At 56.1% G+C, this 25,686-nt stretch carries 20 protein-coding genes; 18 read left to right on the top strand and 2 right to left on the bottom strand.

From position 1 onward, the window contains the following. The first annotated feature begins 141 nt into the window (after nt 1-141). Nucleotides 142-1,155: a TIGR04086 family membrane protein gene (locus tag Q7C21_RS12595; protein WP_008926710.1), complete on the top strand. Its 1,014-nt coding sequence runs from the start codon at nt 142-144 to the stop codon at nt 1,153-1,155. Between the two features lie 63 nt (nt 1,156-1,218). On the opposite strand, the gene suhB is transcribed toward Q7C21_RS12595, so the two are convergent. Beyond that, nucleotides 1,219-2,022, bottom strand: coding sequence for an inositol-1-monophosphatase (gene suhB / locus Q7C21_RS12590; RefSeq protein ID WP_008926709.1), 804 nt, complete (start codon nt 2,020-2,022; stop codon nt 1,219-1,221). A 132-nt stretch (nt 2,023-2,154) separates the two neighbouring features. Here suhB and trmJ point away from each other — a divergent pair, with 132 nt between their 5' ends. The 5 genes from trmJ to sseB all read left to right on the top strand — a co-directional run bounded on the left by trmJ (nt 2,155) and on the right by sseB (nt 7,057). Continuing rightward, nucleotides 2,155-2,907: a tRNA (cytosine(32)/uridine(32)-2'-O)-methyltransferase TrmJ gene (gene trmJ / locus Q7C21_RS12585; protein ID WP_003848663.1), complete on the top strand. Its 753-nt coding sequence runs from the start codon at nt 2,155-2,157 to the stop codon at nt 2,905-2,907. Between the two features lie 130 nt (nt 2,908-3,037). Further along, on the top strand, nt 3,038-3,535 hold the full coding sequence (gene iscR / locus Q7C21_RS12580; RefSeq protein WP_003848664.1) for a Fe-S cluster assembly transcriptional regulator IscR: 498 nt from the start codon (nt 3,038-3,040) through the stop codon (nt 3,533-3,535). Nucleotides 3,536-3,623: 88 nt separating this feature from the next. Then, nucleotides 3,624-4,784 (top strand): IscS subfamily cysteine desulfurase, encoded by a 1,161-nt coding sequence (locus Q7C21_RS12575; protein WP_375150757.1) that lies wholly within the window; start codon nt 3,624-3,626, stop codon nt 4,782-4,784. A gap of 161 nt (nt 4,785-4,945) precedes the next feature. Beyond that, nucleotides 4,946-6,232 carry an aminopeptidase PepB gene (pepB, locus tag Q7C21_RS12570; protein ID WP_275771267.1) on the top strand — a complete coding sequence of 429 codons (1,287 nt, stop codon included), beginning with the start codon at nt 4,946-4,948 and terminating at the stop codon, nt 6,230-6,232. A gap of 60 nt (nt 6,233-6,292) precedes the next feature. Further along, on the top strand, nt 6,293-7,057 hold the full coding sequence (gene sseB, locus Q7C21_RS12565; protein ID WP_140033141.1) for an enhanced serine sensitivity protein SseB: 765 nt from the start codon (nt 6,293-6,295) through the stop codon (nt 7,055-7,057). Between the two features lie 41 nt (nt 7,058-7,098). Here the strand turns inward: sseB and sseA are convergent, their stop codons facing one another. Continuing rightward, on the bottom strand, nt 7,099-7,941 hold the full coding sequence (sseA, locus tag Q7C21_RS12560) for a 3-mercaptopyruvate sulfurtransferase (RefSeq protein WP_375150756.1): 843 nt from the start codon (nt 7,939-7,941) through the stop codon (nt 7,099-7,101). A 146-nt stretch (nt 7,942-8,087) separates the two neighbouring features. Between sseA and Q7C21_RS12555 the strand changes: the two genes are divergently transcribed. The 12 genes from Q7C21_RS12555 to Q7C21_RS12500 all read left to right on the top strand — a co-directional run bounded on the left by Q7C21_RS12555 (nt 8,088) and on the right by Q7C21_RS12500 (nt 25,455). Further along, nucleotides 8,088-12,983, top strand: a complete 4,896-nt coding sequence (locus tag Q7C21_RS12555) for an alpha-2-macroglobulin (RefSeq protein WP_375150755.1) — start codon at nt 8,088-8,090, stop codon at nt 12,981-12,983. Nucleotides 12,984-12,986: 3 nt separating this feature from the next. Then, nucleotides 12,987-15,323, top strand: coding sequence for a peptidoglycan glycosyltransferase PbpC (gene pbpC / locus Q7C21_RS12550; protein ID WP_375150754.1), 2,337 nt, complete (start codon nt 12,987-12,989; stop codon nt 15,321-15,323). A 175-nt stretch (nt 15,324-15,498) separates the two neighbouring features. Beyond that, a complete protein-coding gene (gene ndk, locus Q7C21_RS12545; RefSeq protein WP_003848684.1) occupies nt 15,499-15,930 on the top strand; it encodes a nucleoside-diphosphate kinase in 432 nt (143 codons plus the stop codon). Between the two features lie 186 nt (nt 15,931-16,116). Beyond that, nucleotides 16,117-17,286: a bifunctional tRNA (adenosine(37)-C2)-methyltransferase TrmG/ribosomal RNA large subunit methyltransferase RlmN gene (locus tag Q7C21_RS12540; RefSeq protein WP_003848686.1), complete on the top strand. Its 1,170-nt coding sequence runs from the start codon at nt 16,117-16,119 to the stop codon at nt 17,284-17,286. Between the two features lie 80 nt (nt 17,287-17,366). Further along, complete coding sequence (gene pilW, locus Q7C21_RS12535; RefSeq protein ID WP_375150753.1) at nt 17,367-18,101, top strand: type IV pilus biogenesis/stability protein PilW; 735 nt, start codon at nt 17,367-17,369, stop codon at nt 18,099-18,101. After that, nucleotides 18,091-19,110 carry a cytoskeleton protein RodZ gene (gene rodZ / locus Q7C21_RS12530; RefSeq protein ID WP_003848690.1) on the top strand — a complete coding sequence of 340 codons (1,020 nt, stop codon included), beginning with the start codon at nt 18,091-18,093 and terminating at the stop codon, nt 19,108-19,110. The genes pilW and rodZ overlap by 11 nt, the downstream gene beginning before the upstream one ends. A gap of 37 nt (nt 19,111-19,147) precedes the next feature. After that, nucleotides 19,148-20,269: a flavodoxin-dependent (E)-4-hydroxy-3-methylbut-2-enyl-diphosphate synthase gene (gene ispG, locus Q7C21_RS12525; protein ID WP_003848692.1), complete on the top strand. Its 1,122-nt coding sequence runs from the start codon at nt 19,148-19,150 to the stop codon at nt 20,267-20,269. Between the two features lie 105 nt (nt 20,270-20,374). Then, entirely contained in the window at nt 20,375-21,649 is a 1,275-nt protein-coding gene (gene hisS / locus Q7C21_RS12520) for a histidine--tRNA ligase (RefSeq protein WP_140033145.1), read from the top strand. 39 nt (nt 21,650-21,688) lie between these two features. Then, nucleotides 21,689-22,306: a YfgM family protein gene (locus Q7C21_RS12515; RefSeq protein WP_008926704.1), complete on the top strand. Its 618-nt coding sequence runs from the start codon at nt 21,689-21,691 to the stop codon at nt 22,304-22,306. A gap of 19 nt (nt 22,307-22,325) precedes the next feature. After that, the gene (gene bamB / locus Q7C21_RS12510) at nt 22,326-23,507 is read left to right on the top strand and encodes an outer membrane protein assembly factor BamB (RefSeq protein WP_003848699.1); all 1,182 of its coding nucleotides are present in this window, start codon (nt 22,326-22,328) and stop codon (nt 23,505-23,507) included. Nucleotides 23,508-23,681: 174 nt separating this feature from the next. Continuing rightward, nucleotides 23,682-25,172 carry a ribosome biogenesis GTPase Der gene (der, locus tag Q7C21_RS12505; RefSeq protein WP_008926703.1) on the top strand — a complete coding sequence of 497 codons (1,491 nt, stop codon included), beginning with the start codon at nt 23,682-23,684 and terminating at the stop codon, nt 25,170-25,172. Nucleotides 25,173-25,233: 61 nt separating this feature from the next. Then, nucleotides 25,234-25,455 carry a zinc ribbon domain-containing protein gene (locus tag Q7C21_RS12500; RefSeq protein ID WP_039659539.1) on the top strand — a complete coding sequence of 74 codons (222 nt, stop codon included), beginning with the start codon at nt 25,234-25,236 and terminating at the stop codon, nt 25,453-25,455. Nucleotides 25,456-25,686 lie beyond the last annotated feature (231 nt).

Here is a 25,686-nt window from a genome sequence, read left to right as displayed (position 1 = left end):
CATCACTTTAATTTTTTATCTGAGTAGTTCAGTGGTGAAATCACTATTCCCTGTCTACGCTGTTAATACCAAAACGGCATTCCGCCGTCGGCATGATAAAAGATCAAGACAGCTTTCTGTTTATTGCGAGGAGTATATTTCATGGCTGATACCCGTATTAATAATGGCTACACCGAAACGCTGGCGACCGGACCTGCAGGATTACCTTTAAAGCGTATTTCCTGGAGCGCCGTTTTTGCCGGTGTTATTTGTGCCTTAATCGTTCATATCATTCTGACATTGCTGGGAACAGCCATTGGTGCCACCACCATTGATCCGATGAAAGAACAGAATCCTCTCGACGGCCTGGGTACTGGCGCACTGGTCTGGACAGCCATTGAAATGCTGGTTGCGATGGCGGCAGGGAGTTATGTTGCCGGGCGACTGGCTCAGCGCGAAGGGGCCCTGCACGGTTTATTGATGTTTGGCCTTAGCACAATTTTCACTATTTACCTGGCTATTGCACTGGCGACCAGTGTATTAGGCGGCGCGATGAATATTGTGGGTTCAGGTTTCCAGGCACTCGGTAGTGGTATTTCCGCTGCAGCGCCTTCGGTTACTCAAATGGCAAAACAAAAGCTGCAGGAGAATAATATTAATTTAGATAACCTGCAGAACGAACTGGAAACGACATTACGCCAGACAGGCAAACCGGAATTACAACCCGAGAATTTGAAGCAGGACGCAAATAAAGAAGCGCAGAATGCAGAAAACCAGGCTAGCAACACCGCGAATCATCCGCAGACAGCTGATACTGATCTGACTAACTGGGTAAAAGGTGTGATGGATCGTCATTCAGATACTCTGCAGGCAGCCGACCGTGATGCGCTGAAAAATATTATTAAAGCGCGTACCGGTAAAAGCGATCAGGAAGTGGATCAGATTGTCGCTAAAACTGAGCAGAACTATCAGCAGGCCGTTCAGAAATACCAGGAACTGAAACAGCAGGCTGAACAGAAAGCGCGTGAAGCCGGTGAGAAAGCCGCGGCTGCAACCGCTAAAGCAAGCTGGTATGCACTGATTCTGCTGATCATCGAAGCCGTACTGGCCGGTGTGATGGGTATGGTCGGTCGTCGTACACAGCCTCGTCAGGTGCTGGCACACGAACGTCGTTAATCATCACTGAATAACAGGCAACAAAAAAGGCGGCTGAGAAGCCGCCTTTTTCTGTACTGAAACTTAGCGTTTTAACGCTTCGCTCAGCTCATCACGCATATTCGACAGCATCGATTTCACGACACGTGGGTTACCCGCGACCAGGTTACCTGACAGCAGATAGCCGTGGTTACCGGTGAAGTCAGTGACCAGACCGCCCGCTTCACGCACCAGCAGTTCGCCCGCGGCAAAATCCCATGGCTTCAGGCCAATCTCAAAATAGCCATCAACGCGACCGGCAGCGACATAAGCCAGATCCAGCGCAGCAGAACCGGTGCGACGGAAATCAGCACACTGGGTAAAGAGTTTGGTCATGATGTTCATGTAAGCAGGCGCGTGCTGCTTCATTTTGAACGGGAAGCCGGTTGCCAGAACGGTGCCATCCAGATCGCGTGCCGTGCTGCCACGCAGACGGTAGCCATTCAGCTGCGCGCCCTGACCACGTGAAGAGGTGAACAGTTCATTGCGCATAGGATCGTAAACAACGGCGACTTCAGTGCGGCCTTTGATGCGCACAGCGATCGAAACAGCAAAGTGAGGTAAACGTTTGATGAAGTTAGAGGTGCCATCCAGCGGATCGATAACCCATTGAACATCCTGATCTTCGCCCGCCAGCTCACCGCTTTCTTCAGTGATGATGGTGTGTTTCGGGTAAGATTTACGAATAATTTCGATAATCAGGCGTTCTGCTTCGCGGTCAACATTCGTTACGAAGTCGTTGCTGCCTTTCTGGCTGGCTTCGACGGCGTCCGGGGTTTCATAATATTTGGCAATTAAATTTCCGGCCTTGCGCGCTGCGCGCACGGCAATGTTGAGCATTGGATGCATCGGTATCTCTCGCTGGATGTTAAAGAACGGGGAAAACGGCGCGGAGTATAGCAGTGTGTTCGGTAAATGTCCTGCTTTATGTTAATATTCGGCCTACTGATTTTACTGACCCGTTTCTGAGTATCCCTAATCATGTTGCAAAATATTCGTATCGTGCTGGTTGAGACGTCTCACACCGGTAACATGGGCTCCGTTGCGCGCGCCATGAAAACCATGGGCTTAACTAACCTCTATCTGGTTAATCCGCTGGTCAAACCTGATTCACAGGCTATCTCCCTGGCCGCCGGTGCCAGTGACGTTATCGGCGAAGCTAAAATTGTCGACTCGCTGGATGAGGCGATCGCCGGATGCAGTCTGGTTGTTGGGACCAGCGCCCGTTCCCGCTCGCTGCCCTGGCCGATGCTGGATGCACGTGAATGTGGCGTGAAAAGCGTGGAAGAGGGCCAGCAGGCACCTGTTGCGCTGGTGTTTGGTCGTGAACGTGTTGGCCTGACCAATGAAGAGTTGCAGAAGTGCCATTATCACGTCGCGATTCAGGCTAACCCGGAATACAGTTCGCTGAACCTGGCGATGGCGGTGCAGATTATCGCCTATGAAGTGCGCATGGCGTGGTTACAGTCGCAGGAGCAGGCCAGCCCGGCACCGAAGTATGAAGAATCCCCTTATCCGCTGGTGGATGACCTTGAACGCTTCTATCAGCATATGGAGCAGATGATGCTGAACAGCGGTTTTATCCGTGAAGCTAATCCGGGTCAGGTGATGAGTAAACTGCGTCGTTTATACACCCGCGCACGCCCGGAACGTGATGAACTCAACATCCTGCGTGGCATGCTTTCATCGTTTGAAAAGCGTAAAAACGAGAAAAAAGAAGCAGATAATAGTTGAGTAAATTACCAGGTTAAATACCTGACTAATTTACCAGGTTAAATAGTTGACCAAATTACTCGGGAATGGCAGACTTCAGCGCATCTGTTGCTAATCCTCCGATAACCGGACGCTATTGAGGTCACACGCTATGAGACTGACATCCAAAGGACGTTATGCCGTTACTGCAATGCTGGACGTTGCCCTTCACTCCCATGAAGGTCCGGTCCCGCTGGCGGATATTTCCGAGCGTCAGGGCATTTCGCTCTCCTATCTGGAGCAGTTATTCTCCCGACTGCGTAAAAATGGTCTGGTCTCGAGCGTGCGTGGTCCGGGTGGCGGTTATCTGTTAGGTAAAGAATCCAACACCATTTCTGTCGGTGAAGTGATTACCGCCGTGGATGAGTCTGTTGATGCGACCAAATGCCAGGGTAAAGAAGGTTGTCAGGGTGGCGAGCGCTGCCTGACTCACGTGCTGTGGCGCGATCTGAGCGTGCGCATCAGTGAATTCCTGAACAATATTACGCTGGCTGAGCTGGTGAATAATCAGGAGATTCTGGATGTGGCCGATCGTCAGAATGCAATTGATAATCGTCGCTTCCAGAGCCCGCGTTCTCAGGGAATTAACGTTAACCAACGCGCCTCCTGATCCCCGCTGTTGCGGCCCTTACTGCTAACGCGGTCAGGGCCGAATCTGCTATAAAGACGTATGATTTTTTATACGGAGCTGTAGCGCAATGAAATTACCGATTTACCTGGATTATGCCGCCACCACGCCGGCCGATCCGCGTGTAGCCAGCAAAATGATGCAGTTTCTGACGCTGGATGGCACGTTCGGTAATCCGGCCTCGCGATCGCACCGTTTTGGCTGGCAGTCTGAAGAAGCGGTTGATGTTGCCCGTAATCAGATCGCCGAACTGGTCAACGCCGATCCCCGCGAAATCGTCTTTACCTCTGGCGCCACCGAATCCGATAACCTCGCGATCAAAGGCGCTGCCCATGCCCACCAGGCACGCGGCAAACATATCATCACCAGCCAGACCGAACATAAAGCGGTGCTCGACAGCTGCCAGCAGCTGGAGCGTGAAGGCTTTGATGTCACGTATCTGACGCCAGCAACCAATGGCATTATCTCGCCTGACCAGTTACGTGCGGCGCTGCGCGACGACACGATTCTGGTCACTCTGATGCATGTGAACAATGAAACCGGGGTGATTCAGGATATTGCCGCCTTTGGTGAAATTTGCCGTGAGCGTGAGATTCTGTTCCATGTTGATGCCACCCAGAGCGTTGGCAAATTGCCCATCGATCTCAGCCTGTTACCGGTCGATTTGATGTCGTTTTCTGCCCACAAGCTTTATGGCCCGAAAGGCATCGGCGCGCTCTATGTACGGCGTAAACCGCGCGTGCAGATCGCTGCGCAGATCCACGGCGGCGGACATGAACGCGGAATGCGCTCCGGGACCTTGCCGGTGCATCAGATTGTCGGCATGGGTGAAGCCTATCGTATTGCCGCCGAAGAGCGCGAAACTGAAATGGCGCGGATTCAGGCGCTACGCGATCGCCTGTGGCAGGGCATCAGCGCACTGCCGGACGTTACCCTTAATGGCGATCTGCAGCAGAGTGCACCGAATATTCTTAACCTCAGTTTCGCTGATGTTGAGGGTGAATCACTGATCATGGCGCTGAAAGACCTGGCGCTCTCTTCCGGTTCGGCCTGTACCTCCGCCAGCCTGGAGCCTTCCTATGTCCTGCGCGCGCTGGGCCTGAGTGAAGAACTGGCGCACAGTTCGCTTCGCTTCTCGCTGGGACGCTTCACGACCGAAGAAGAGATCGACTACGCCATTGCACTGGTGCAGAAGTCAGTGACCCGTCTGCGGGCCTTAATGAAATCCTGATACCCGGCGATAGTCCGGAAACTGCGCCAATATGGGCACTTCGCTGGCAACGCCCGGCGGAATCTGTTATCAGGTCTCTCTGTGAATTACATTTAACATCTTATTAAAGCCGTTATAACAATCAGGCTGGATGAAACAGATAACGATTACGGAGCTTTTCGATGACCACACAACCGATGAACATTACGCTTAGCAGCCAGCCCGCCGATGCGCGCTGGGGCGAAAAAGCGATTCTCAGCAGCAACGACAGCGGCATGACACTGCACCTGACCGGCGCAGATGCGCTGAATACCATTCAGCGTGCGGCCCATAAAATCGATGGCCAGGGCATCCGCCATGTGGCGCTGACCGGCGAAGGCTGGCACCTTGAGCAGTGCTGGGCATTCTGGCAGGGCTTCCGTGGCCCGAAAGGCCAGCGTCAGGTTGACTGGCCTGAACTGGGCGAACATGAGCAGGCGGAGTTTGATCGCCGTCTGAAAATCATCGACTGGGTGCGCAACGTCATTAACCTGCCCGCAGAAGATCTGGGGCCGGAGCAGCTGGCGCACAATGCCGTCGATCTGATCAGTGAAGTGGGCGGTGACGCTGTCAGCTATCGTATTACCAAAGGCGATGAACTGCGGGTGCAGGGTTATATGGGCCTGCATACTGTGGGACGCGGTTCAAATCGTCCGCCGGTCTATCTGGCGCTCGACTACAACCCGACCGGCGACGAGAATGCGCCGGTTTACGCCTGCCTGGTCGGTAAAGGCATCACCTTTGATACCGGCGGCTACAGCCTGAAGCAGAGCAGCTTTATGGACTCCATGAAGTCTGACATGGGCGGCGCGGCGACGGTGACTGGCGCGCTGGCGATGGCGATTTCGCGCGGTCTTAACAAGCGCGTCAAACTCTACCTCTGCTGCGCCGATAATATGGTCAGCAGCAACGCCTTCAAGCTGGGCGACATTATTCGCTATCGCAACGGCAAATCGGTGGAAGTGATGAACACCGACGCGGAAGGCCGCCTGGTGCTGGCCGACGGTTTGATCGACGCCAGCGAGCAGAACCCGACGATGATCATTGACGCCGCAACGCTGACCGGCGCGGCTAAAACGGCGCTGGGCAACGATTACCATGCGCTGTTCACCTTTGATGATGTGATGGCGCAGTCGCTGATGGGCAGCGCAGTGAGTGAGAACGAACCTTTCTGGCGTCTGCCGCTGGCCGAATTCCATCGCAGCCATCTGCCGTCTAACTTTGCCGATCTCAATAACATCGCCAGTCCGTCTCATGCGGCCGGTGCCAGCAGCGCGGCAGCGTTCCTGTCACACTTCGTCAGCAACTATCAGCAGGGCTGGCTGCACATCGACTGCTCTGCGACCTATCGCAAAGGTGCCGTTGATCAGTGGGCGGCAGGTGCAACAGGTCTGGGCGTGCGTACCCTCGCCAATCTGTTACTCAAATAAGCCGATCTCAGCGGTGGCTGATGCTGCCGCTGTTCAGAGGGAAACGTTCAGAGGGAAAATATGAACCGTCTTGAAGAGGTGCTGAAGCTGGCGGCGACTGAGCCTGCCCATCGGCCCGAGTTTTTCCAGTTGCTGCTGGAATCTGACGTCTTTGTTCCGGGCGAAAGTACCACGCAACAGTTTGATGCCAGCACGCCCGTTGATCTCCAGCACTGGGAAAAAGAGGATGGCAGCAGCATTATTCCTTTTTTCACGTCAGAAGAGGCGATGAGTGAAGCGGTAAGCGGTGAGCAGTCATGGCTGCGTCTGCCGGTACGGACGTTGTTTGAGATGACGCGTGGCGAGACGCTGTTTCTCAATCCTAAACTGCCTTCCGGCAAAGAGTTCACTGCAGCGGAGATCACGCATCTGCTGGCGGAAGAGGGCAGTGCGCTAAGTCAGCAGACTGTGCTGGAAGGCGGGCAGTCACTGCTGCTCTCTGAGGTGGCTGAACCGCCTGCACAGATGATCGACTCGCTGACTCAGCTCTTCACGAAGCATAAGCAGGTGCGTCGGGCATTTATTGCCAGTATTCGTGAACGGGCAGACGAAGCACCTAATTTACTGATTGGCATTGAAGCGGACAGCAACATTGAAGCGATCATCCAGGCGGCGGGCAGTGTGGCAACGGATACGCTGCCAGACGATGCGCCAGTGGATATCTGTGAAGTGATGCCGAACGATCGCGGCATCAGCCACTTCTTTACCGCGCACATCACCCCCTTCTATGAACGTCGCTGGGGCAGTTTCCTGCGCGACTTCAAGGGCAGTGAGCGGATTATCTGACGCACTCAATACAAACAGGCGGCTCATGAGCCGCCTGTTTTTTATTTCGCAATAGGCAGGTCGTCCCGGCTGCCCCATTCGCCCCAGGAGCCGTCATACAGCGTGGCATCCCGTGCGCCCAGCGCGGTCAGCGCCAGAATCAACACCACCGCCGTTACGCCTGAGCCACAGCTGGCGACCACTGGCTGGGAAATATCGACACCTGCGTCAGCAAAAATTCTGCGCAGTTCCGCTTCCGGCTTGAGTGTTCCCTGCTCAACCAGCATATTCCACGGCACGTTCAGGCTGTTGGGAATATGGCCGCGATGCAGGCCGGGACGCGGTTCGTCCACTTCAGCGTTAAAACGATTGGCAGCACGGGCATCAACAATCTGCGCGCCGCCTTCATGGCTGATCAGCAGCACATCCGTCAGGCGTTTCACCCGGCTTTCATCCGCGTGGGCTTCAAACTCACCTTCCGGCAGATTCACTTCGCCGCTTGCCAGCGCAAAACCGGCCGCTTTCCAGCCCGGCAATCCCCCGGCCAGAATCGACACCTGAGCCACACCAAAGGTCTTCAGCATCCACCAGGCGCGGGGTGCGGAAAAGAGATTGCCTTCGTCATAAACGACCAGATGTTTATCACTGCTGATGCCCAGCTCGCGCATCGCGACGGCAAAGGTCTCGGCACGCGGCAGCATATGCGGATAAGGGCTGGTGTGATCGGAAAGGGCTTCAATATCAAAGTAAGGGGCGTCAGGTAAATGACCCGCCAGATACTCAGCCTGGATATCGCGAACCGCTTCCATTCCGGGTGGCAACAAACGTGCATCCAGTACCTGAAGGCGTTCATCGTTGTAGTGCTCTTGTAACCAGTCGGCGGACACAAACAGTGGCGTCGTCATAACAACCTCATCTCAGCAATCTGTCATACCAGTGTCAGGGAATGTGCGCACCATCTCAAGAGAAGCGTTGATTAAATGCGAGCATTGATATGAAATTGCGCGGCGTAATCAAACGACACTCCCTGCGTCCCGGTGAAGGAACTACCATGAAGAAACGCAACACCCGGCTGCTGCTCAGCATGCTGATCGGTGGCTCGCTGCTGTCAGCAACTCTATTACCTGTTTTGCCTCTTCAGGCGGCAGAGGCACCCTCAACGGCTCAGGTCAGCAAACCGCTGACCATTATCGATCTCTCAGAACTGCAGATCGACAGTGCCGCTGCGCTGGTCTTAACCTTCAGTCAGCCGCTGGATGATAAACAGGATATCGCGCAAAAAGTCAGGCTGACTGACGATAAACAGGGCCGGGTGGATGGCGGCTGGGAGCTTTCCGCTAACCGCAAAACGTTGCGCTTCCGTCATCCTGAACCCTCACGTCACTTCACCGTCACGGTGGATGCCGGATTGCGCGCGGCCAGCGGTGAAACGCTTGCCGCCGATTACAGCCAGAAAATCGCCACCAGTGATATCCAGCCGATGGTGGGGTTTGCCAGTCGCGGTTCATTGCTGCCGCTGCGTATCACGCAGGGACTGCCGGTGCTGGCGCTGAATGTGAACCAGGTCGATGTCGATTTCTTCCGCATTAAGAATGCCGGCCTGGCAGAGTTTCTCTCGCAGTGGAATTACGGCAATAACCTCTCCAGCTGGCAGTCACAGGATCTGCTGAAAAGCAGCCAGCTGGTCTACTCCGGTCGCTTCGAGCTTAATCCGGCGCGCAACACCCGTGAAAAATTGCAGTTGCCGATGAGTGACATTACCGCGCTTCAGCAGCCGGGCGTCTATCTGGCGGTGATGAAGCAGGCCGGAACGTATCGCTACAGCCAGCCCGCTACACTTTTCACCCTGAGCGACATTGGCCTCTCACTGCATCGCTTCCCGACTCAATTTGAACTGTTTGCCCAGAGCCTGGCAAACGGCCAGCCACTTTCCGGCGTCAGCGTCAGGTTGCTGGATGCCAAAGGGCAGGTGCTGCAAAGCGGCACCAGTGACAACACCGGCCATCTGCGCCTCAGGGCGGATGAAAAAGGCAGGATCCTGCTGGCCGTGCAGGGTGAACAGACCTCAATGATTGACCTGTCGCGTCCGGCGCTGGATCTCGCGGAGTTTCCGGTTGCCGGACCGCAGGGTTATGACAAACAGCTGTTTGTCTTTGGGCCGCGCGATATCTATCGCCCAGGCGAAATCGTCATCGTCAATGCGCTGCTGCGTGATGCCGACGGACATCCGTTGCCCGTTCAGCCGATAAAAGCAGAACTGGTGCAGCCCGATGGCCAGGTGATGCGAACCTTTGTCTGGCAGCCTGAGGCGGGCCTCTACCAGCAGCGCCTGGCACTGCCCGAATCTGCCATGACCGGCAACTGGATACTGCGACTCAATACCGGCGATAACCTCAAGCGTGAATGGACGTTCCACGTCGAGGATTTTCTGCCGGAGCGTATGGCGTTAACCCTGAAAAATGACCCTCAGCCGCAGCCTGCTGATGCCCCCGTTGAGTTTGGTATTGAGGGGCGTTATCTCTATGGCGCACCGGCGGCGGGTAACACGTTACAGGGACAACTCTATCTGCGACCGGCACGCGAAGCGGTGGCTGCACTGCCGGGCTACCAGTTTGGTGACATCACCGAAGAGGGGCTAAAGCGCACGCTGGATGAGGTCGATCTCAAACTCGACGCCAGCGGTAAAGCGCAGCTTTCGGTAGAGAGTCAGTGGGATCAGCTGCACTCTCCGCTCAACCTGATCCTGCAGGCCAGCCTGCTGGAGACCGGTGGACGTCCGGTCACCCGACGCGCTACCCAGGCCATCTGGCCTGCAGAAGCTCTGCCGGGTATCCGGCCGCTGTTCGGTAACAAGGCCGTTTATGACTACCGCAGTGACAGCTATCACGATGAGCCTACCGTGCCGGAAGAGAGCCTGGCCGAATTCGATATTGTCTATGCCAACAGTCAGGGCAAGAAACTGGCGGCAGACAAGCTGGATGTACGCCTGATTCGTGAACGCCGTGACTACTACTGGAGCTTCTCGGACAGCGAAGGCTGGCAGTCGCAGTATGGCGACAAAGACCTGCAGGAAGATGAACGCGCTATCTCTGTTTCGGCTGACGGCAGCACCAAAGTCAGCTTCCCGGTTGAGTGGGGCCACTACCGGCTGGAAGTGCAGGCGGGCGAGAAGATCGTCAGCAGCGTGCGGTTCCAGGCCGGTTATGACTGGCAGGACAACACCAACGGCACGGGCGCACTGCGTCCGGATCAGGTCAGACTGAAACTGGACAAAGCGGCTTACCAGCCGGGCGACACCGTGCATCTGCAGGTTGACTCCCCGGCAGCCGGTAAAGGTTACCTGATGGTGGAGTCGAGCAGCGGCACGCTCTGGTGGCAACCGCTGACTGTACCTGAGGGCGGCACAACAGTGGATGTCCCTGTTGCTGAGAGCTGGCGGCGTCACGATCTCTACTTCAGCGCTATCGTGGTACGTGACGGTGATAAGGTCAGTGGCGCAACGCCAAAACGCGCGGTGGGGCTATTACACCTGCCGATGGCGACAGAGGCGCGCCGCTTAAACCTGACGCTGGATGCACCCGATAAAATTCGTCCTGAGCAACTCCTGACGGTCAGGGTTCACGCCAGTCGTGACGGCGGTCCGCTGCCTGAAAAAGTGAATGTACTGTTGTCAGCCGTGGACAGTGGCGTGCTGAGCGTCACAGATTTTAAAACGCCCGATCCGTGGCAGGCTTTCTTTGGCCGTAAACGCTACAACGTCGATCAGTACGACGTCTTTGGTCAGCTGATCGAAGGCGGTGGCCGACTGGCGGCGCTGCGTTTTGGTGGTGATGGTGAAGATGAATCGATGACGCGCGGCGGTAAAAAGCCGGTAACGCATGTGAATATCGTGGCGCAACAGTTGCAGGCGGTAACGCTGGATAAAGAGGGCAACGGGACGATTACGCTACCGATCCCGGCGTTTAATGGCGAACTGCGGCTGATGACCCAGGCCTGGAGCGACGACAGCTTCGGCGCGGCAGAGCGCAAACTGGTGGTTGCGGCGCCGCTGATCAGCGAACTGGCCACGCCGCGCTTCCTTGCCAGCGGCGATTCGGCATCACTGGCGCTCGATCTCACGAACCTGACCGATCTGCCGCAAACTCTGAAAGTGGATGTGGCCAGCAGTGGCTTAGTCGATCTGGCCGGTGCGGCCAGCCAGAGCGTGACGCTGGCCAAAGGCGCTCGTACCACACTGCAGATTCCGGTCACGGCGAAAACCGGCTTTGGTGATGGCGAGATTGCCGTACAGATTTCCGGTCTGAACCTGCCGGGTGAACAGGTTAAGGCCAGCAAACAGCAGTGGAAAATCGGCGTCCGGCCGCCTTATCCTGCCCTGACGCTGAACTTTGATGCCGTTATCAATCCCGATCAGCCCTGGCAGATAGCGGCAGCGGCGCTGACTGGCCTGGATGCACAGACCCTGAGTGGACAACTGACGCTGAGCAATCGTCCGCCGCTGAATATCGCCAGCTATATCAGTGCGCTCTATGCCTATCCCTATGGCTGTCTGGAACAGACTACCAGCGGGCTCTGGCCTTCGCTTTACACCAGCCATGCCGAGCTAACTGCTATGGGCATTAAAACCAGCAGCGATGAAGCGCGACGGGCCGCCGTCGACACCGGCATTGCTCGTCTGGCGGGCATGCAGCGGGCCAACGGCAGTTTCGGGCTGTGGGATAAACAGAGTGAAGAGGAGTTCTGGCTGACGCCTTATGTAACGGACTTCCTGCTGCGCGCCAGTGAGGCGGGCTATGCGCTGCCAGATAATGTGGTTGATCGCGCTAACGCACGGCTGCTGCGCTACTTGCAGGATCCCGCGCAGATCAGCGGCGGCGGCAGTGACGACAACGCCGCGCTGCAGTTCAGCGTGCAGGCTTACGCCGGATTGGTGCTGGCGCGTCAGCAGCGCGCGCCACTGGGTGCGCTGCGTGCATTGTATGAAAAGCGTGAGAAAGCCCGCTCCGGACTGGCGCTGATGCAACTGGGTGTCGCGCTGAAGCTGATGGGTGACGGGCAGCGCGCATCGCTTGCGATCATGCAGGGTGCCACGCTGACCCGTTCGGACAAAGCGTGGTACGGCGACTATGGCAGCACGGTGCGCGATGAGGGGATGATGATTGCCCTGTTAGCAGAGAATAAGCTGCAGCCTGATTTGCAGAATAGTCTGCTGCTGTCGCTCTCCAAAGAGGTCAATGGCAAACGCTGGTTCTCGACCCAGGAAAATAACGCGCTTTATCTGGCTGCGCATACTTTACAGCAGCCGCAGGGCGGAAGCTGGCAGGCGCAGCTGTCCGGTTACCCAGCTCCGTTACAGGGCGATGCACCGCTGAACAAAGGGCTGGGCGCTGAGCAACTGCTGCAGGGGTTAACCATGAGTAATCCGGGCAGTGCGCCGCTGTATGGTCGTCTGGACGTCACCGGTTATCCGCTGGCCGCGCCTCAGCCGGAGAGTAATGTGCTCGGGATAAAACGTGAATATTTCACCCTGGATGGCAAAGCTGCCGATCTCAGTAATCTGCGCAGCGGTGAATTGCTGGTGGTTCGTCTGACGGTCTCCTCGAAACGCAGCATCAGCGATGCGCTGGTGGTGGATCTGCTGCCTGCCGGTCTGGAGCTGGAAAACCAGAATCTGGCGGATAGCAGCGCCAGCCTCGGTGACAGTGCGGATACGCTGAAGGAGAGCATGGGTGACATGCAGCAGGCTGATATCAAACACATCGAGTTCCGTGACGATCGATTCGTCGCGGCCCTGGCGGTGGATACCTATCGTCCCGCCACGCTGGTCTACCTGGCCCGGGCGGTCACGCCGGGTCGCTACCTGATGCCACCGCCGCAGGTGGAGTCGATGTATGTGCCGGAGTGGCGCGCCACCGGCAGTACACCGCCGCAGCTGCATATCCAGTAAGTGATGCAGGGCGTGATTAACATCAGCGCCATTAAAAAGCGGTGGCTCGCGCTGCCGCTTTTTTTTCTGGCGTTATGGCTGGCGACGTGGGGACTGGATCGGCTGTTCCCGCTGCCGCTTAAAGAGGTGCAGCCTGCGCGGGTGATTGTGGCCAGCGACGGCACGCCGCTGTGGCGCTTTGCGGACAGCAAGGGCATCTGGCGCTATCCCGTCACACCAGAAGAGGTCGCTCCGGCTTATCTGCAGGCGCTGCTCACCTACGAAGATCGCTGGTTCTGGTATCACCCCGGCATCAATCCGCTGGCGTTGGTGCGTGCGGCCTGGCAGGATTTGCGCCATCAAAGCGTTATTTCCGGTGGCAGCACGCTGACCATGCAGGTAGCACGCCTTATCGACCCGCAACCCCGTACGCTGCGGGGCAAGCTAATCCAGGCGTGGCGGGCGCTGCAGCTTGAATGGCACCTTTCCAAACGTGACATCCTGACGCTCTACCTTAACCGTGCGCCTTTTGGCGGCACGCTGGAAGGGGTGGGCGCGGCAAGCTGGAGCTGGCTGGGGAAATCCCCGTCACAGCTGACACCGGGCGAGGCGGCGCTGCTGGCAGTTTTGCCGCAGGCACCCAGCCGACTTCGACCCGATCGCTGGCCAGAGCGGGCAGAAGCGGCACGCAATAAAGTGCTGGATCGGCTGGCGGAATACCGCATCTGGTCCGCTGAGCAGGTGGCGGAAATCCGGCAGGAGCCGGTCTGGCTGCCGCCACGGCAGATGCCGCAGATGGCGCCACTGCTGGCCCGGCGATTACTGTCGATCAGTTCCAGCGACAAGATTGTCTCCACGCTCGATCCTTCACTGCAGCGCGAGCTGGAAAGCCTGGCGCTGAACGTTAAAAACCAGCTTCCGCCGCGCACCTCACTGGCGATGCTGGTGGTCGATCACACCACCATGGCGGTTCGGGGCTATGTCGGTTCGGCTGACTTTACCGATGACAGTCGGTTCGGGCATGTGGACATGATCGCCAGCGTGCGTTCGCCTGGCTCGGTGTTAAAACCCTTTGTTTACGGCATGGCGCTGGATGAGGGGCTGATTCATGCCGAATCGCTGCTGCAGGATGTGCCGCGTCGCTTTGGTGATTACCGGCCAGGCAATTTCGACACCGGTTTTCACGGGCCGGTCAGCGCCAGCGATGCGCTGGTACGCTCCCTGAATCTGCCGGCTGTACAGGTGCTGGAGGCGCTGGGACCGAAAAACGTTGCGGCGCGTCTGCGCAATGTGGGTCTGAATTTACGTTTCCCGCCCGGCGCGGAACCCAATCTTTCGTTGATTCTTGGCGGCACCGGCGCCCGCATGGATGAAATTGTGGCGGCTTATAGCGCCTTTGCCCGTCACGGCAATGCCGCTGCACTGCGCTGGACGCCCGAGCAACCCTTGCAGCAGCGACCGCTGCTTTCACCCGCATCGGCGTGGATCATCCGGCGCATCCTGGCGGGTGAAGCGCAACCGGCCGGTAATGGCAGCGTATCTGATGTGGTGCCGCTGGCCTGGAAAACCGGCACCAGTTACGGCTATCGCGACGCCTGGTCGGTGGGCATCAATCCCCGTTATCTGATTGGCGTCTGGGTGGGGCGGCCGGATGCGACTCCGGTTGCCGGGCAGTTTGGTTTCGCCTCTGCCGTGCCAGTCATGAATCAGATTAACAGCGTGCTGATGAGCCGTCTCGGCAGGCGTGACGTGCCGGTCGACCCACGTCCGGCCTCGGTAACGGTCGCGACCATATGCTGGCCTGGTGGTCAGCCGTTGCCTGCCGGAGATGAAAACTGCCGCCAGCGTCGGCAAAGCTGGGTCGCTTCTGATACGTTGCCGCCAACACTGCTGGCGCCCGGTCAGGAGAGCCTCAGCGGATTACGTGCCGGCTACTGGCAAAATGTGCAGGGACTGCGCGTCGCAGCAGATTGCCCCGGCGCTACCCGCCACGAACGGCTGGTCTGGCCGCTGCCGCTGGAGGCCTGGCTGCCGCCTCAGGAGCGGCGGGCGCAGCGCTTACCGCCTGTCGATACCCATTGTCCGCCATTACAACAGGGCAGTAGCGCACCACTGATCGTCACTGGCGTTATTGAGCGGCAAATCGTTAAACCGCTGCCGGGTAATAGCACGCTGACGATACCGGTCGCGGTGCAGGGAGGGCAGGGCACGCAACGCTGGTGGTTCCTGAATGGTGAGCCATTGATGACGCAAAACGCGGCGAACAGCCTGTCGCTGCATCTTGGTCATCCCGGCGAGTATCAGCTGGTGGTAATGGATGAAGAGGGACAACTTGTCTCGGTCACCTTCACTCGGGGCTGACGATTTTTTGCGCTAAATCATAACTATGGCGCGCCTGCCTCGACTCAGATCAAGAATTTTCAACAAATTGGGGATCTCTGATAGGCAATGCCGCACTCAGCCCCTATAATCGGCGCCGTTTCTTAACCGGGGCGGACGCCACCGGTTTCTTCAGAACGTCAAGACAGAGGTCATCATGGCAATCGAACGTACTTTTTCTATCATCAAGCCAAACGCCGTCGCTAAAAATGTGATTGGTGCTATCTATAACCGTTTTGAAAGCGCTGGCTTCAAAATCGTTGGCGCAAAAATGCTGCAGCTGAGCAAAGAGCAGGCTGAAGGCTTTTACGCTGAGCACCAGGGCAAGCCATTCTTCGATGGTCTGGTTGAATTCATGACCTCTGGCCCGGTTGTTGTATCCGTGCTGGAAGGTGAAAATGCGGTTCAGCGTCACCGTGACCTGATGGGTGCAACTAACCCGGCAAACGCACTGGCTGGCACACTGCGTGCTGACTACGCTGACAGCTTCACCGAAAACGCGACCCACGGTTCAGATTCTGCTGAATCCGCTGCCCGCGAAATCGCTTATTTCTTCGGCGAAAACGAAATCTGCCCACGTACCCGTTAATCGCCCGGCGATAAACGTTACAGCGGCTTTACAAAAATCTGCGTAGGGGAGGTCACTCCCGCCTGTTATCAGGCCGCAGATGTTGTACAATATTGCGCCTTCATTGACATCGCTTAATGAAGGCGCAATTTTTTCACCTATCCCTGAACAGCGCCATAACGTGTAACAACGAGGCCAGAGAATATTATGTCCGAACAGATTGAGACGTCCGCGTCCGCTTCCCCCATTGTCGTTTCTCCCAAAAGCCAGAAAATAAACCTGCTGGATCTCAACCGTCAGCAGATGCGGGAATTTTTCCTGTCGCTGGGCGAGAAGCCTTTCCGCGCCGATCAGGTCATGAAGTGGATTTATCACTACTGCTGCGATGACTTCGAGCAGATGACCGACATCAACAAAAAGCTGCGTAACCGGCTGATGGAGCTGACGGAAATCCGCGCGCCAGAAGTGGCGGAAGAGATGCGCTCCACCGACGGCACCATTAAATGGGCCATTCGCGTGGGCGACCAGCTGGTGGAAACGGTCTACATCCCGGAAGGCGATCGCGCCACGCTGTGTGTCTCTTCACAGGTAGGGTGTGCGCTGGAGTGTAAATTCTGTTCGACCGCACAGCAGGGTTTTAACCGTAACCTGCGGGTGTCAGAAATTATTGGTCAGGTGTGGCGTGCGGCGAAAATTGTCGGCGCAGCCAAAATCACCGGCCAGCGTCCTATCACCAACGTGGTGATGATGGGCATGGGCGAGCCCCTGCTCAATCTCAATAACGTGGTTCCGGCGATGGAGATCATGCTGGATGACTTCGGTTTTGGTCTGTCGAAGCGTCGCGTAACCCTCTCCACCTCTGGCGTCGTGCCTGCGCTGGATAAACTGGGTGATATGATCGACGTGGCGCTGGCGATCTCGCTGCATGCAGCAAACGACAAGCTGCGTGATGACATCGTGCCGATCAACAAAAAGTACAATATCGAAACCTTCCTGGCCGCGGTGAAGCGTTACATCGCGAAATCCAACGCCAACCAGGGACGCGTGACCATTGAGTACGTACTGCTGGATCACGTCAATGACAGCACTGATGATGCGCATGAACTTGCCGCATTACTGAAAGAAACACCGTGTAAAATCAACCTGATTCCGTGGAACCCCTTCCCGGGCGCGCCATATGGCCGTAGCTCTAACAGCCGTATCGATCGCTTCTCTAAAGTTTTAATGGACTATGGTTTTACCACCATCGTGCGTAAAACCCGTGGCGACGACATTGATGCCGCCTGCGGTCAGTTAGCCGGCGAAGTCATTGACCGTACCAAGCGGACGATGCGCATCAAAATGGCGGGTGAAGCCATATCTGTGAAGCCTCTCTAGAAGGTTGAAATCGCGCGTTTCCTGACGTGATGACCCGTGGCAGGCTGCAGCCTGTCAACGTCAAACGGAGGGAAACGATTATGCGTAATGGATTACCTGCAGTGTTGCTGGCGCTGTTTGTTGTAAGCGGGTGTGTCAGTCAGCCGCGTGAACCTGGCGCAGAAGAGGTGCGTCTGCAGTTAGGGATGCACTATCTGGCCAGTGGCGACGCTGCTGCGGCTGAGCGAAACTTTCTACGGGCACAGGCCGCTGCGCCACATGATTACCGGGTCTCGCTTGCGCTGGCACGGCTGGCACTGAAGCAGGGTAATCAGACAGCGGCGCAGGCACGGTTTATACTGGCACAGCAGCAGGCGCCGGAGAATGGTTTTGTTGCTAACAATTACGGTGCGTTTCTCTGCGCTTTAAGGCAGTATGACGAAGCGCATCAACAGTTTAGTCGGGCAAGCGCAGCACAGCAGTTTGATGCTCGCAATGACGCGCTTGAACTGGCAGGCTTTTGTTATCTGCAGGCTGGCGATGTTGCTGCTGCCCGAAGGGCGTTACGTCAGGCCATTGATGCTGACAGGCGTAAAGCTGACTCGCTGCTGTCGGAAGCTGAAAAGCAGCTGGCAGATAACCATCTGCCGAAGGCCCAGGTTTTGCTTAGTGTTTACCAGCAACAACTGCCTGAAACAGCACGAAGTCTGGCGTTACACTTACGTTTCGCCGCGCTACAGGGAAATGCCGCTGACGTTTCACGTTATGGCGACCGGTTAGCGCGACGTTTTCCGCAATCGATACAGTACCAGCGTTATTTAGCTAATGAATACTGAAGCCACTCAAGAAAACTCTGCATTACAATCAACAGGTGAACGCCTGCGTCTGGCCCGTGAGCAGATGGGGCTGACGCAGCAGAACGTCGCTGAACGCCTGTGCCTGAAACTTTCTACCGTGCGTGACATTGAGGAGGACAAATCACCTGCTGATTTAGCTTCCACGTTCCTGCGCGGCTACATTCGCTCTTACGCGCGTCTGGTGCATATTCCTGAAGAGGAACTGCTGCCGATGATGGCGAAGCAGACACCGATTCGGTCTTCAAAGATTGAGCCGATGCAAAGTTTTTCACTGGGCAAACGCCGCAAGAAACGCGACGGCTGGTTAATGATTTTTACCTGGCTGGTGGTGTTTGTGGTCGTGGGGCTGACGGGCGCCTGGTGGTGGCAGAACCATAAAGCGTCTCAGGACGATCTGGTGCCGATGACCGACCAGAGCAGTAGCAGCGGTGATAATGGTCAGTCGATTCCGCTGGGTGAAAGCAGTGGTGATAGCGCGGCACCTGCCGCAACTGACGAGAGCAACACCACCACGACCAGTAACAGCGGCGCAGCCAGTGCGCCGGCGAGTGCGGCTCCGGCCGCCACCGCCAGCAATAGCGCGACCACCACTCAGCCGGATAACACCAGCAATGCTGTGGTGTCGCCGAGCCAGGCGCCAGTGGACAACTCAGCGGCTGCACCAGCAGCCACGACGCCGACAACCAGCGCGGCACCTCCGATGCCCGTCGGTGCAGCTGCGGTCAATGAGCCGGCAGCTGACCCTAATGCGGTGGTCATGAACTTCAACGCCGACTGCTGGCTGGAAGTCAGTGACGCGACCGGCAAAAAACTGTTCAGCGGCATTCAGCGTAGTGGTGGTAAACTCAGCCTCGCAGGAACGCCTCCGTATCGTCTGAAAATTGGCGCGCCTCGTGCGGTTCAGGTGCAATATCAGAATCAGCCCGTTGATTTAAGTCGTTTTATCCGTAATAACCAGGTTGCTCGCCTGACGTTGGGTGCGCAATAACAGCGTATCGCGTACCGGGCAATTGTGGAGAAGAAATATGCATAACGAAGCACCCATTATCCGCCGTAAATCCAAACGCATTTACGTCGGCAAGGTGCCGGTCGGTGACGGCGCGCCAATCGCTGTTCAGTCGATGACCAACACCCGCACCACTGACGTGGAAGCGACGGTAAATCAGATCAAAGCCCTTGAGCGAGTCGGTGTCGACATCGTTCGTATCTCGGTGCCTACCATGGATGCCGCAGAAGCATTCAGACTGATCAAACAGCAGGTGAATGTACCGCTGGTTGCAGATATTCATTTTGACTACCGCATCGCCCTGAAAGTCGCCGAGTATGGCGTCGACTGCCTGCGCATCAATCCCGGTAATATCGGGAACAACGAGCGCATCCGTATGGTGGTTGACTGCGCACGCGACAACAATATTCCGATTCGAATTGGCGTGAACGCCGGTTCACTGGAAAAAGATCTGCAGGAAAAGTATGGCGAGCCGACGCCGCAGGCGTTGCTGGAATCAGCCATGCGTCATGTCGATCATCTTGACCGTCTTAACTTCGATCAATTCAAAGTCAGCGTAAAAGCCTCTGACGTCTTCCTTGCCGTTGAATCTTATCGCCTGCTGGCGAAACAGATCGAACAGCCTCTGCATCTCGGCATCACCGAAGCGGGTGGCGCACGCGCAGGCGCAGTAAAATCTGCGATTGGACTCGGCCTTTTACTGTCAGAAGGGATCGGCGATACGCTGCGTATCTCGCTGGCGGCCGACCCGGTTGAAGAAGTCAAAGTCGGTTTCGATATCCTGAAGTCACTGCGCATTCGCTCTCGCGGGATCAACTTCATCGCCTGTCCAACCTGTTCACGTCAGGAGTTTGACGTTATCGGCACGGTCAACGCGCTGGAGCAGCGTCTGGAAGATCTGATCACCCCGATGGATGTCTCTATTATCGGCTGTGTCGTCAACGGACCGGGTGAAGCGACCCTCTCTACGCTGGGCGTGACCGGCGGCAGCAAGAAGAGTGGTTTCTACGAAGATGGCGTGCGTCAGCGCGATCGTCTCGACAACAATGACATGATCGATCAGCTGGAAGCGCGCATTCGCGCCAAAGCGTCGATGCTGGATGCCAGCCGCCGTATTGATGTGCAGCATCTGGAAAAATAATGGCGCGCGCGGTCTGCGTGCGTGACTTTTTTGACTGAACCTGTGCGGTTTCATCCTCATAAGGTATGATGCCGGACAGGTTTTTTTGCATTAAGAGATTCTAACGTGGCGAAGAATATTCAGGCGATTCGCGGGATGAACGACTACCTGCCTGCGGATACTGCCCTCTGGCAACGGATTGAAGGCGTTCTCAAGCAGACGCTGGCGAGCTACGGTTACAGCGAAATTCGCTTACCGCTGGTAGAGCAAACCCCACTGTTTAAGCGCGCCATCGGTGAAGTCACCGACGTGGTTGAAAAAGAGATGTATACCTTTGACGATCGCAACGGCGAAAGCCTGACGCTGCGTCCGGAAGGCACGGCAGGCTGTGTGCGAGCCGGTATCGAACACGGTTTACTCTACAACCAGGAACAGCGTCTGTGGTACATGGGTCCCATGTTTCGCTATGAGCGTCCGCAGAAAGGCCGCTATCGTCAGTTCTATCAGATTGGCGTGGAAGTTTTTGGTCTGCAGGGACCAGACATCGATGCTGAACTGATCATGCTGAATGCCCGCTGGTGGAAAGCCCTGGGTATCTCTGAGCACGTTCGCCTTGAACTTAACTCTATCGGTTCGCTGGAAGCGCGTGCTCACTACCGTGATGCGCTCGTCGCCTTCCTTGAACAGCACAAAGAGGTGCTGGACGAGGATTGCAAACGCCGCATGTACAGCAATCCGATGCGTGTTCTCGACAGTAAAAATCCCGACGTTCAGCACCTGCTGAATGATGCGCCACAGCTTGGCGACTACCTGGATGATGAATCACGTGAACATTTCAGCGGCCTGTGTGCCTTGCTGGATGATGCCGGAATCAGCTACACCGTCAATCAGCGTCTGGTGCGCGGTCTGGATTACTACAACCGCACCGTGATTGAGTGGGTGACGGATAGCCTGGGTTCACAGGGCACGGTATGCGGCGGCGGTCGCTATGATGGCCTGGTTGAGCAGCTCGGTGGCCGCGCGACACCTGCCGTTGGCTTTGCCATGGGTATGGAGCGTCTGGTATTGCTGGTTCAGGCAGTTAATCCTGAATTTGAACCGACGAGCAATGTGGATGTCTATGTTATCGCTTCAGGTCAGGGCGTGCAGTCTGCTGCGATGCAGCTGGCTGAGAAATTGCGTGATGAAGCGCCTGAACTGAGGCTGATGACCAACTTTGGCGGCGGCAACTTCAAGAAGCAATTTGCCCGTGCTGACAAGTGGGGCGCGCGCGTTGCCCTGGTGTTAGGCGAGGATGAAGTTAAAGCCGGTCAGGTCGTGATTAAAGATCTGCGCCGTGGCGAGCAGCAAACACTGGATCAGGCAGAGGCTGCTGCTGTATTGCGTACGCTGCTACAGTAAGCGTGACACAGCACCAACCATAGAAAGGAGAAGGATTGCGTGGAAGTGTATAGCAATGAAAACGAGCAGACCGACGCGCTGCGCAACTTTTTTGCCAATAATGGCAAAGCGTTAGCCATTGGCGTAGTGATCGGCATTGCTGCGCTGGGTGGCTGGCGTTACTGGAGCAGTCATCAGGATGATACGGCGAAATCGGTATCCGCACAGTATCAGCAGCTGACCAGCGCCATGCAGGCAGGCAAGCCGGAAACGCTGGAAGCGGTAAACCGTTTTGCCAGTGAAAACAGCAACACTTACGGTGCTCTGGCCGCAATGGATCTGGCGAAGCAGTACGTTGACGCCGGTCAGCTTGATAAAGCGGCATCACTGCTGCAAAACGGCCTGAAAGATACCAAAGATGCCAATCTGCAGGCGGTGATTAACCTGCGCCTGGCACGCATTCAACTGCAACAGAATCAAGCGGATGCGGCGCTTAAAACCCTTGACGGTGTGAAGGGTGATGGCTGGACAGCCATTGTGGCCGATATTCGCGGCGAAGCGCTGCTGACCAAAGGCGACAAGCAGGGCGCGCGCGATGCATGGAGTAAAGGGGTTGAATCTGACGCCTCTCCGGCATTGAAGCAAATGATGCAGATGAAGATGAATAACTTAAGCTAAGCCAGTCAAGAGAGAGCGCATGGAATTACGTAAATACCTGCTGCCGGGACTGATTTCAGTCACTTTGCTCAGCGGTTGTTCGCTGTTTAGCGGCGAAGAAGATGTAGTAAAAATGGCCCCGTTGCCGAAGGTCGAAAACCAGTTCACGCCACAGAAAGTGTGGAGCACCTCGGTTGGTGACGGTGTGGGTGATTTCTACTCAAATCTGCATCCTGCCTGGCAGGATAATACGGTTTACGCTGCCGACCGCTTTGGTATCGTCAAAGCACTGGATGCCGCAGACGGTAAAGAAAAGTGGAAAGTCGATCTCTCTGAGAAAACCGGCTTCTTCTCGAAAAATATTTCAGCCCTGCTATCAGGTGGCCTGACGGCCGATGGCGACCGCATTTATGTTGGCAGCGAACGCGGCCAGGTTTTTGCCCTGAACAGCAGCGATGGTAGCGTGGCCTGGCAGACGAAAGTCGCCGGTGAAGCGCTGTCACGTCCGGTGGTCAGCGATGGTCTGGTGCTGATTCATACCAGCAATGGCATGTTGCAGGGACTGGATCAGAGCAGCGGTGTGGTGAAGTGGAGCGTCAACCTGGATATGCCAGCGCTGTCTCTGCGCGGTGAATCTGCGCCGGCTGTGGCCTTTGGCGGCGCAATTGTCGGTGGCGACAACGGCCGTGTCAGTGCCGTGGCAATGAACCAGGGACAGCTGATCTGGCAGCAGCGTATTTCTCAGGTCAGCGGTGCCACGGAGATTGACCGTCTTAATGACGTCGATACCACACCGGTTATCGTTAACGGCGTCGTTTATGCACTGGCCTACAATGGCAATCTGTCGGCGCTGGATCTGCGTTCAGGTCAGATTTTGTGGAAACGCGAAATCGGCGGTGTGAAGGATCTGATTGTTGATGCCGGCCGTATCTATCTGGTCGATCAGGACGATCGTGTGATCGCTCTTAACACTGACGGCGGTGTTGCCATCTGGCGTCAAAGCGATCTGCTGCATCGCAACCTGACTTCACCGGTGCTCTACAACGGTTATCTGATAGTCGGTGACAGCGAAGGTTATCTGCACTGGCTGAACACCACAGATGGACGTTTTGTCGCGCAGCAGGAACTGGATAGCTCAGGCTTCCAGACCGAGCCGGTAGTTGCCAGCGACAAGCTGCTGATCCAGTCCAAAGACGGTGAGGTTTATGCGATTACCCGTTAACGGGTAAACGTCTGGCAGGTGAAATCCTCCGTTCCGACGGCTCCTGATTTAATCAGGGGCCGTTTCGTTTTTAGTCAGGCATGGTATTCTTTGCGCCTTAAGCCTGAACTTAACGGCCAGAGCCGTTATAATCTCGCCATTCGGGCGATTAATTTTTTATTGAGGCATTTTGTTATGGTACCTGTGGTCGCGCTGGTTGGGCGTCCCAATGTGGGAAAATCTACGCTATTCAACCGTTTAACACGCACACGTGATGCGCTGGTAGCGGATTTTCCTGGACTGACTCGCGATCGCAAATATGGTCGCGCCGAAGTGGAAGGGCGCGAATTTATTGTTATTGATACCGGTGGTATCGACGGCACCGAAGAGGGTGTTGAAACGCGGATGGCTGAACAGTCACTGCTGGCGATCGAAGAAGCCGATGTTGTGCTGTTTATGGTGGATGCGCGTGCGGGCATGATGGCCGCCGATCAGCAAATTGCGAAGCATCTCCGTTCCCGTCAGAAAGCGACCTTCCTGGTGGCAAATAAAACTGACGGGATGGATCCGGATCAGGCGATTGTCGACTTCTATTCACTGGGCCTGGGCGAAATCCACGCCATTGCGGCGTCGCATGGTCGTGGTGTGAGCAGCCTGATTGAAGAGGCGCTGCTGCCGTGGATGGAAAAAGTTGAGGCGGTCGAGCTCACTGAAGAAGAAGAGAACCAGGCTTACTGGGCTGCGTTAGAAGCTGACGAGATTGCTGAGCAGGAAGCCGCAGAGGAAGAAGAAAACTTCGACCCGACGGGCCTGCCGATCAAACTGGCTATCGTTGGTCGTCCAAACGTAGGTAAGTCAACGCTTACCAACCGCATTCTCGGTGAAGACCGCGTGGTGGTCTACGATATGCCGGGCACCACCCGCGACAGCATCTACATTCCGATGGAGCGCGATGGACGTGAATACGTTCTGATCGACACCGCCGGTGTCCGTAAGCGTGCCAAAATCTCTGACACTGTAGAGAAATTCTCGGTGATCAAGACGCTGCAGGCGATTGAAGATGCCAACGTGGTGATGCTTGTGATTGATGCGCATGCCGGCATTTCCGATCAGGATCTCTCACTGCTTGGCTTCATTCTCAACAGTGGTCGCTCGCTGGTGATTGTGGTCAACAAATGGGATGGCCTGTCGCAGGAAGTACGTGATGAAGTGAAAGAGACGCTGGACTTCCGTCTGGGCTTTATCGATTTCGCCCGTATCCACTTTATCTCTGCGCTGCACGGCAGCGGCGTGGGTAATCTGTTCGAGTCGATCACAGAAGCTTATGACTGCTCGACCCGACGCGTAAATACCTCGCTGCTGACGCGCATCATGAACATGGCTGCAGACGATCACCAGCCGCCGCTGGTACGCGGTCGCCGCGTTAAGCTGAAATACGCGCATGCCGGTGGTTATAACCCGCCTATCGTAGTGATCCACGGTAATCAGGTGAAGGATCTGCCTGATTCTTACAAACGCTATCTGATGAACTACTTCCGTAAATCACTGAACGTGATGGGAACGCCAATTCGTATTCAGTTCAAAGAGGGTGATAACCCTTATGAAGGCAAACGTAACCTGCTGACGCCAACGCAGCAGCGTAAACGCAAGCGTCTGATGGCGCATATGAAAAAGAATAAGCGTTAACAAAATGAGGGCCATCTGGCCCTCTTTTTTTGCTCTGAACTGATCAGGCAGGGAGAAGAAAATGATGGTGATGTGTGAAAAATGTCAGCAACCGCTGTCGCTCAGCAACGGTGAAATTATCTGCAGTGCCTGTGGTGCACATTATCCCGCGAAACCCTGTTGCCCTGAGTGTCACCAGCCGCTTGACGTACTCAAAGCCTGCGGTGCAGTGGACTACTTTTGCCGCAATGGACATGGTCTGATCTCCCGCAAGCGCGTACTGTTCCAGCCGCCAGGTCACTAACGCCGCTTTCAGCTACGCGTAATCTGTCTGAGAATCCACCGCGACGCCCGGCTATTTGTAGCAAAAATGCTATTGCGCCGTAACAAACCGGTTAGATATGTTCACTCTGTAACGTACCAGGTGGTACAATCCTGCCGCGTCGTGGGAGGGGTCAGCCACATCAGTGCTCTTCCGGCCCACAGATTCTCACGGACGCGGGTCTGTTTATATTCGATTTGAAACCGAGCGATG

Source organism: Pantoea sp. ANP04 (genome assembly GCF_041982285.1).
GTDB classification, from domain to species: Bacteria; Pseudomonadota; Gammaproteobacteria; order Enterobacterales; family Enterobacteriaceae; genus Pantoea; species Pantoea eucalypti.
Note: the sequence above shows the minus strand (reverse complement) of the source record. Positions and strands in the feature narration are given on the sequence as shown.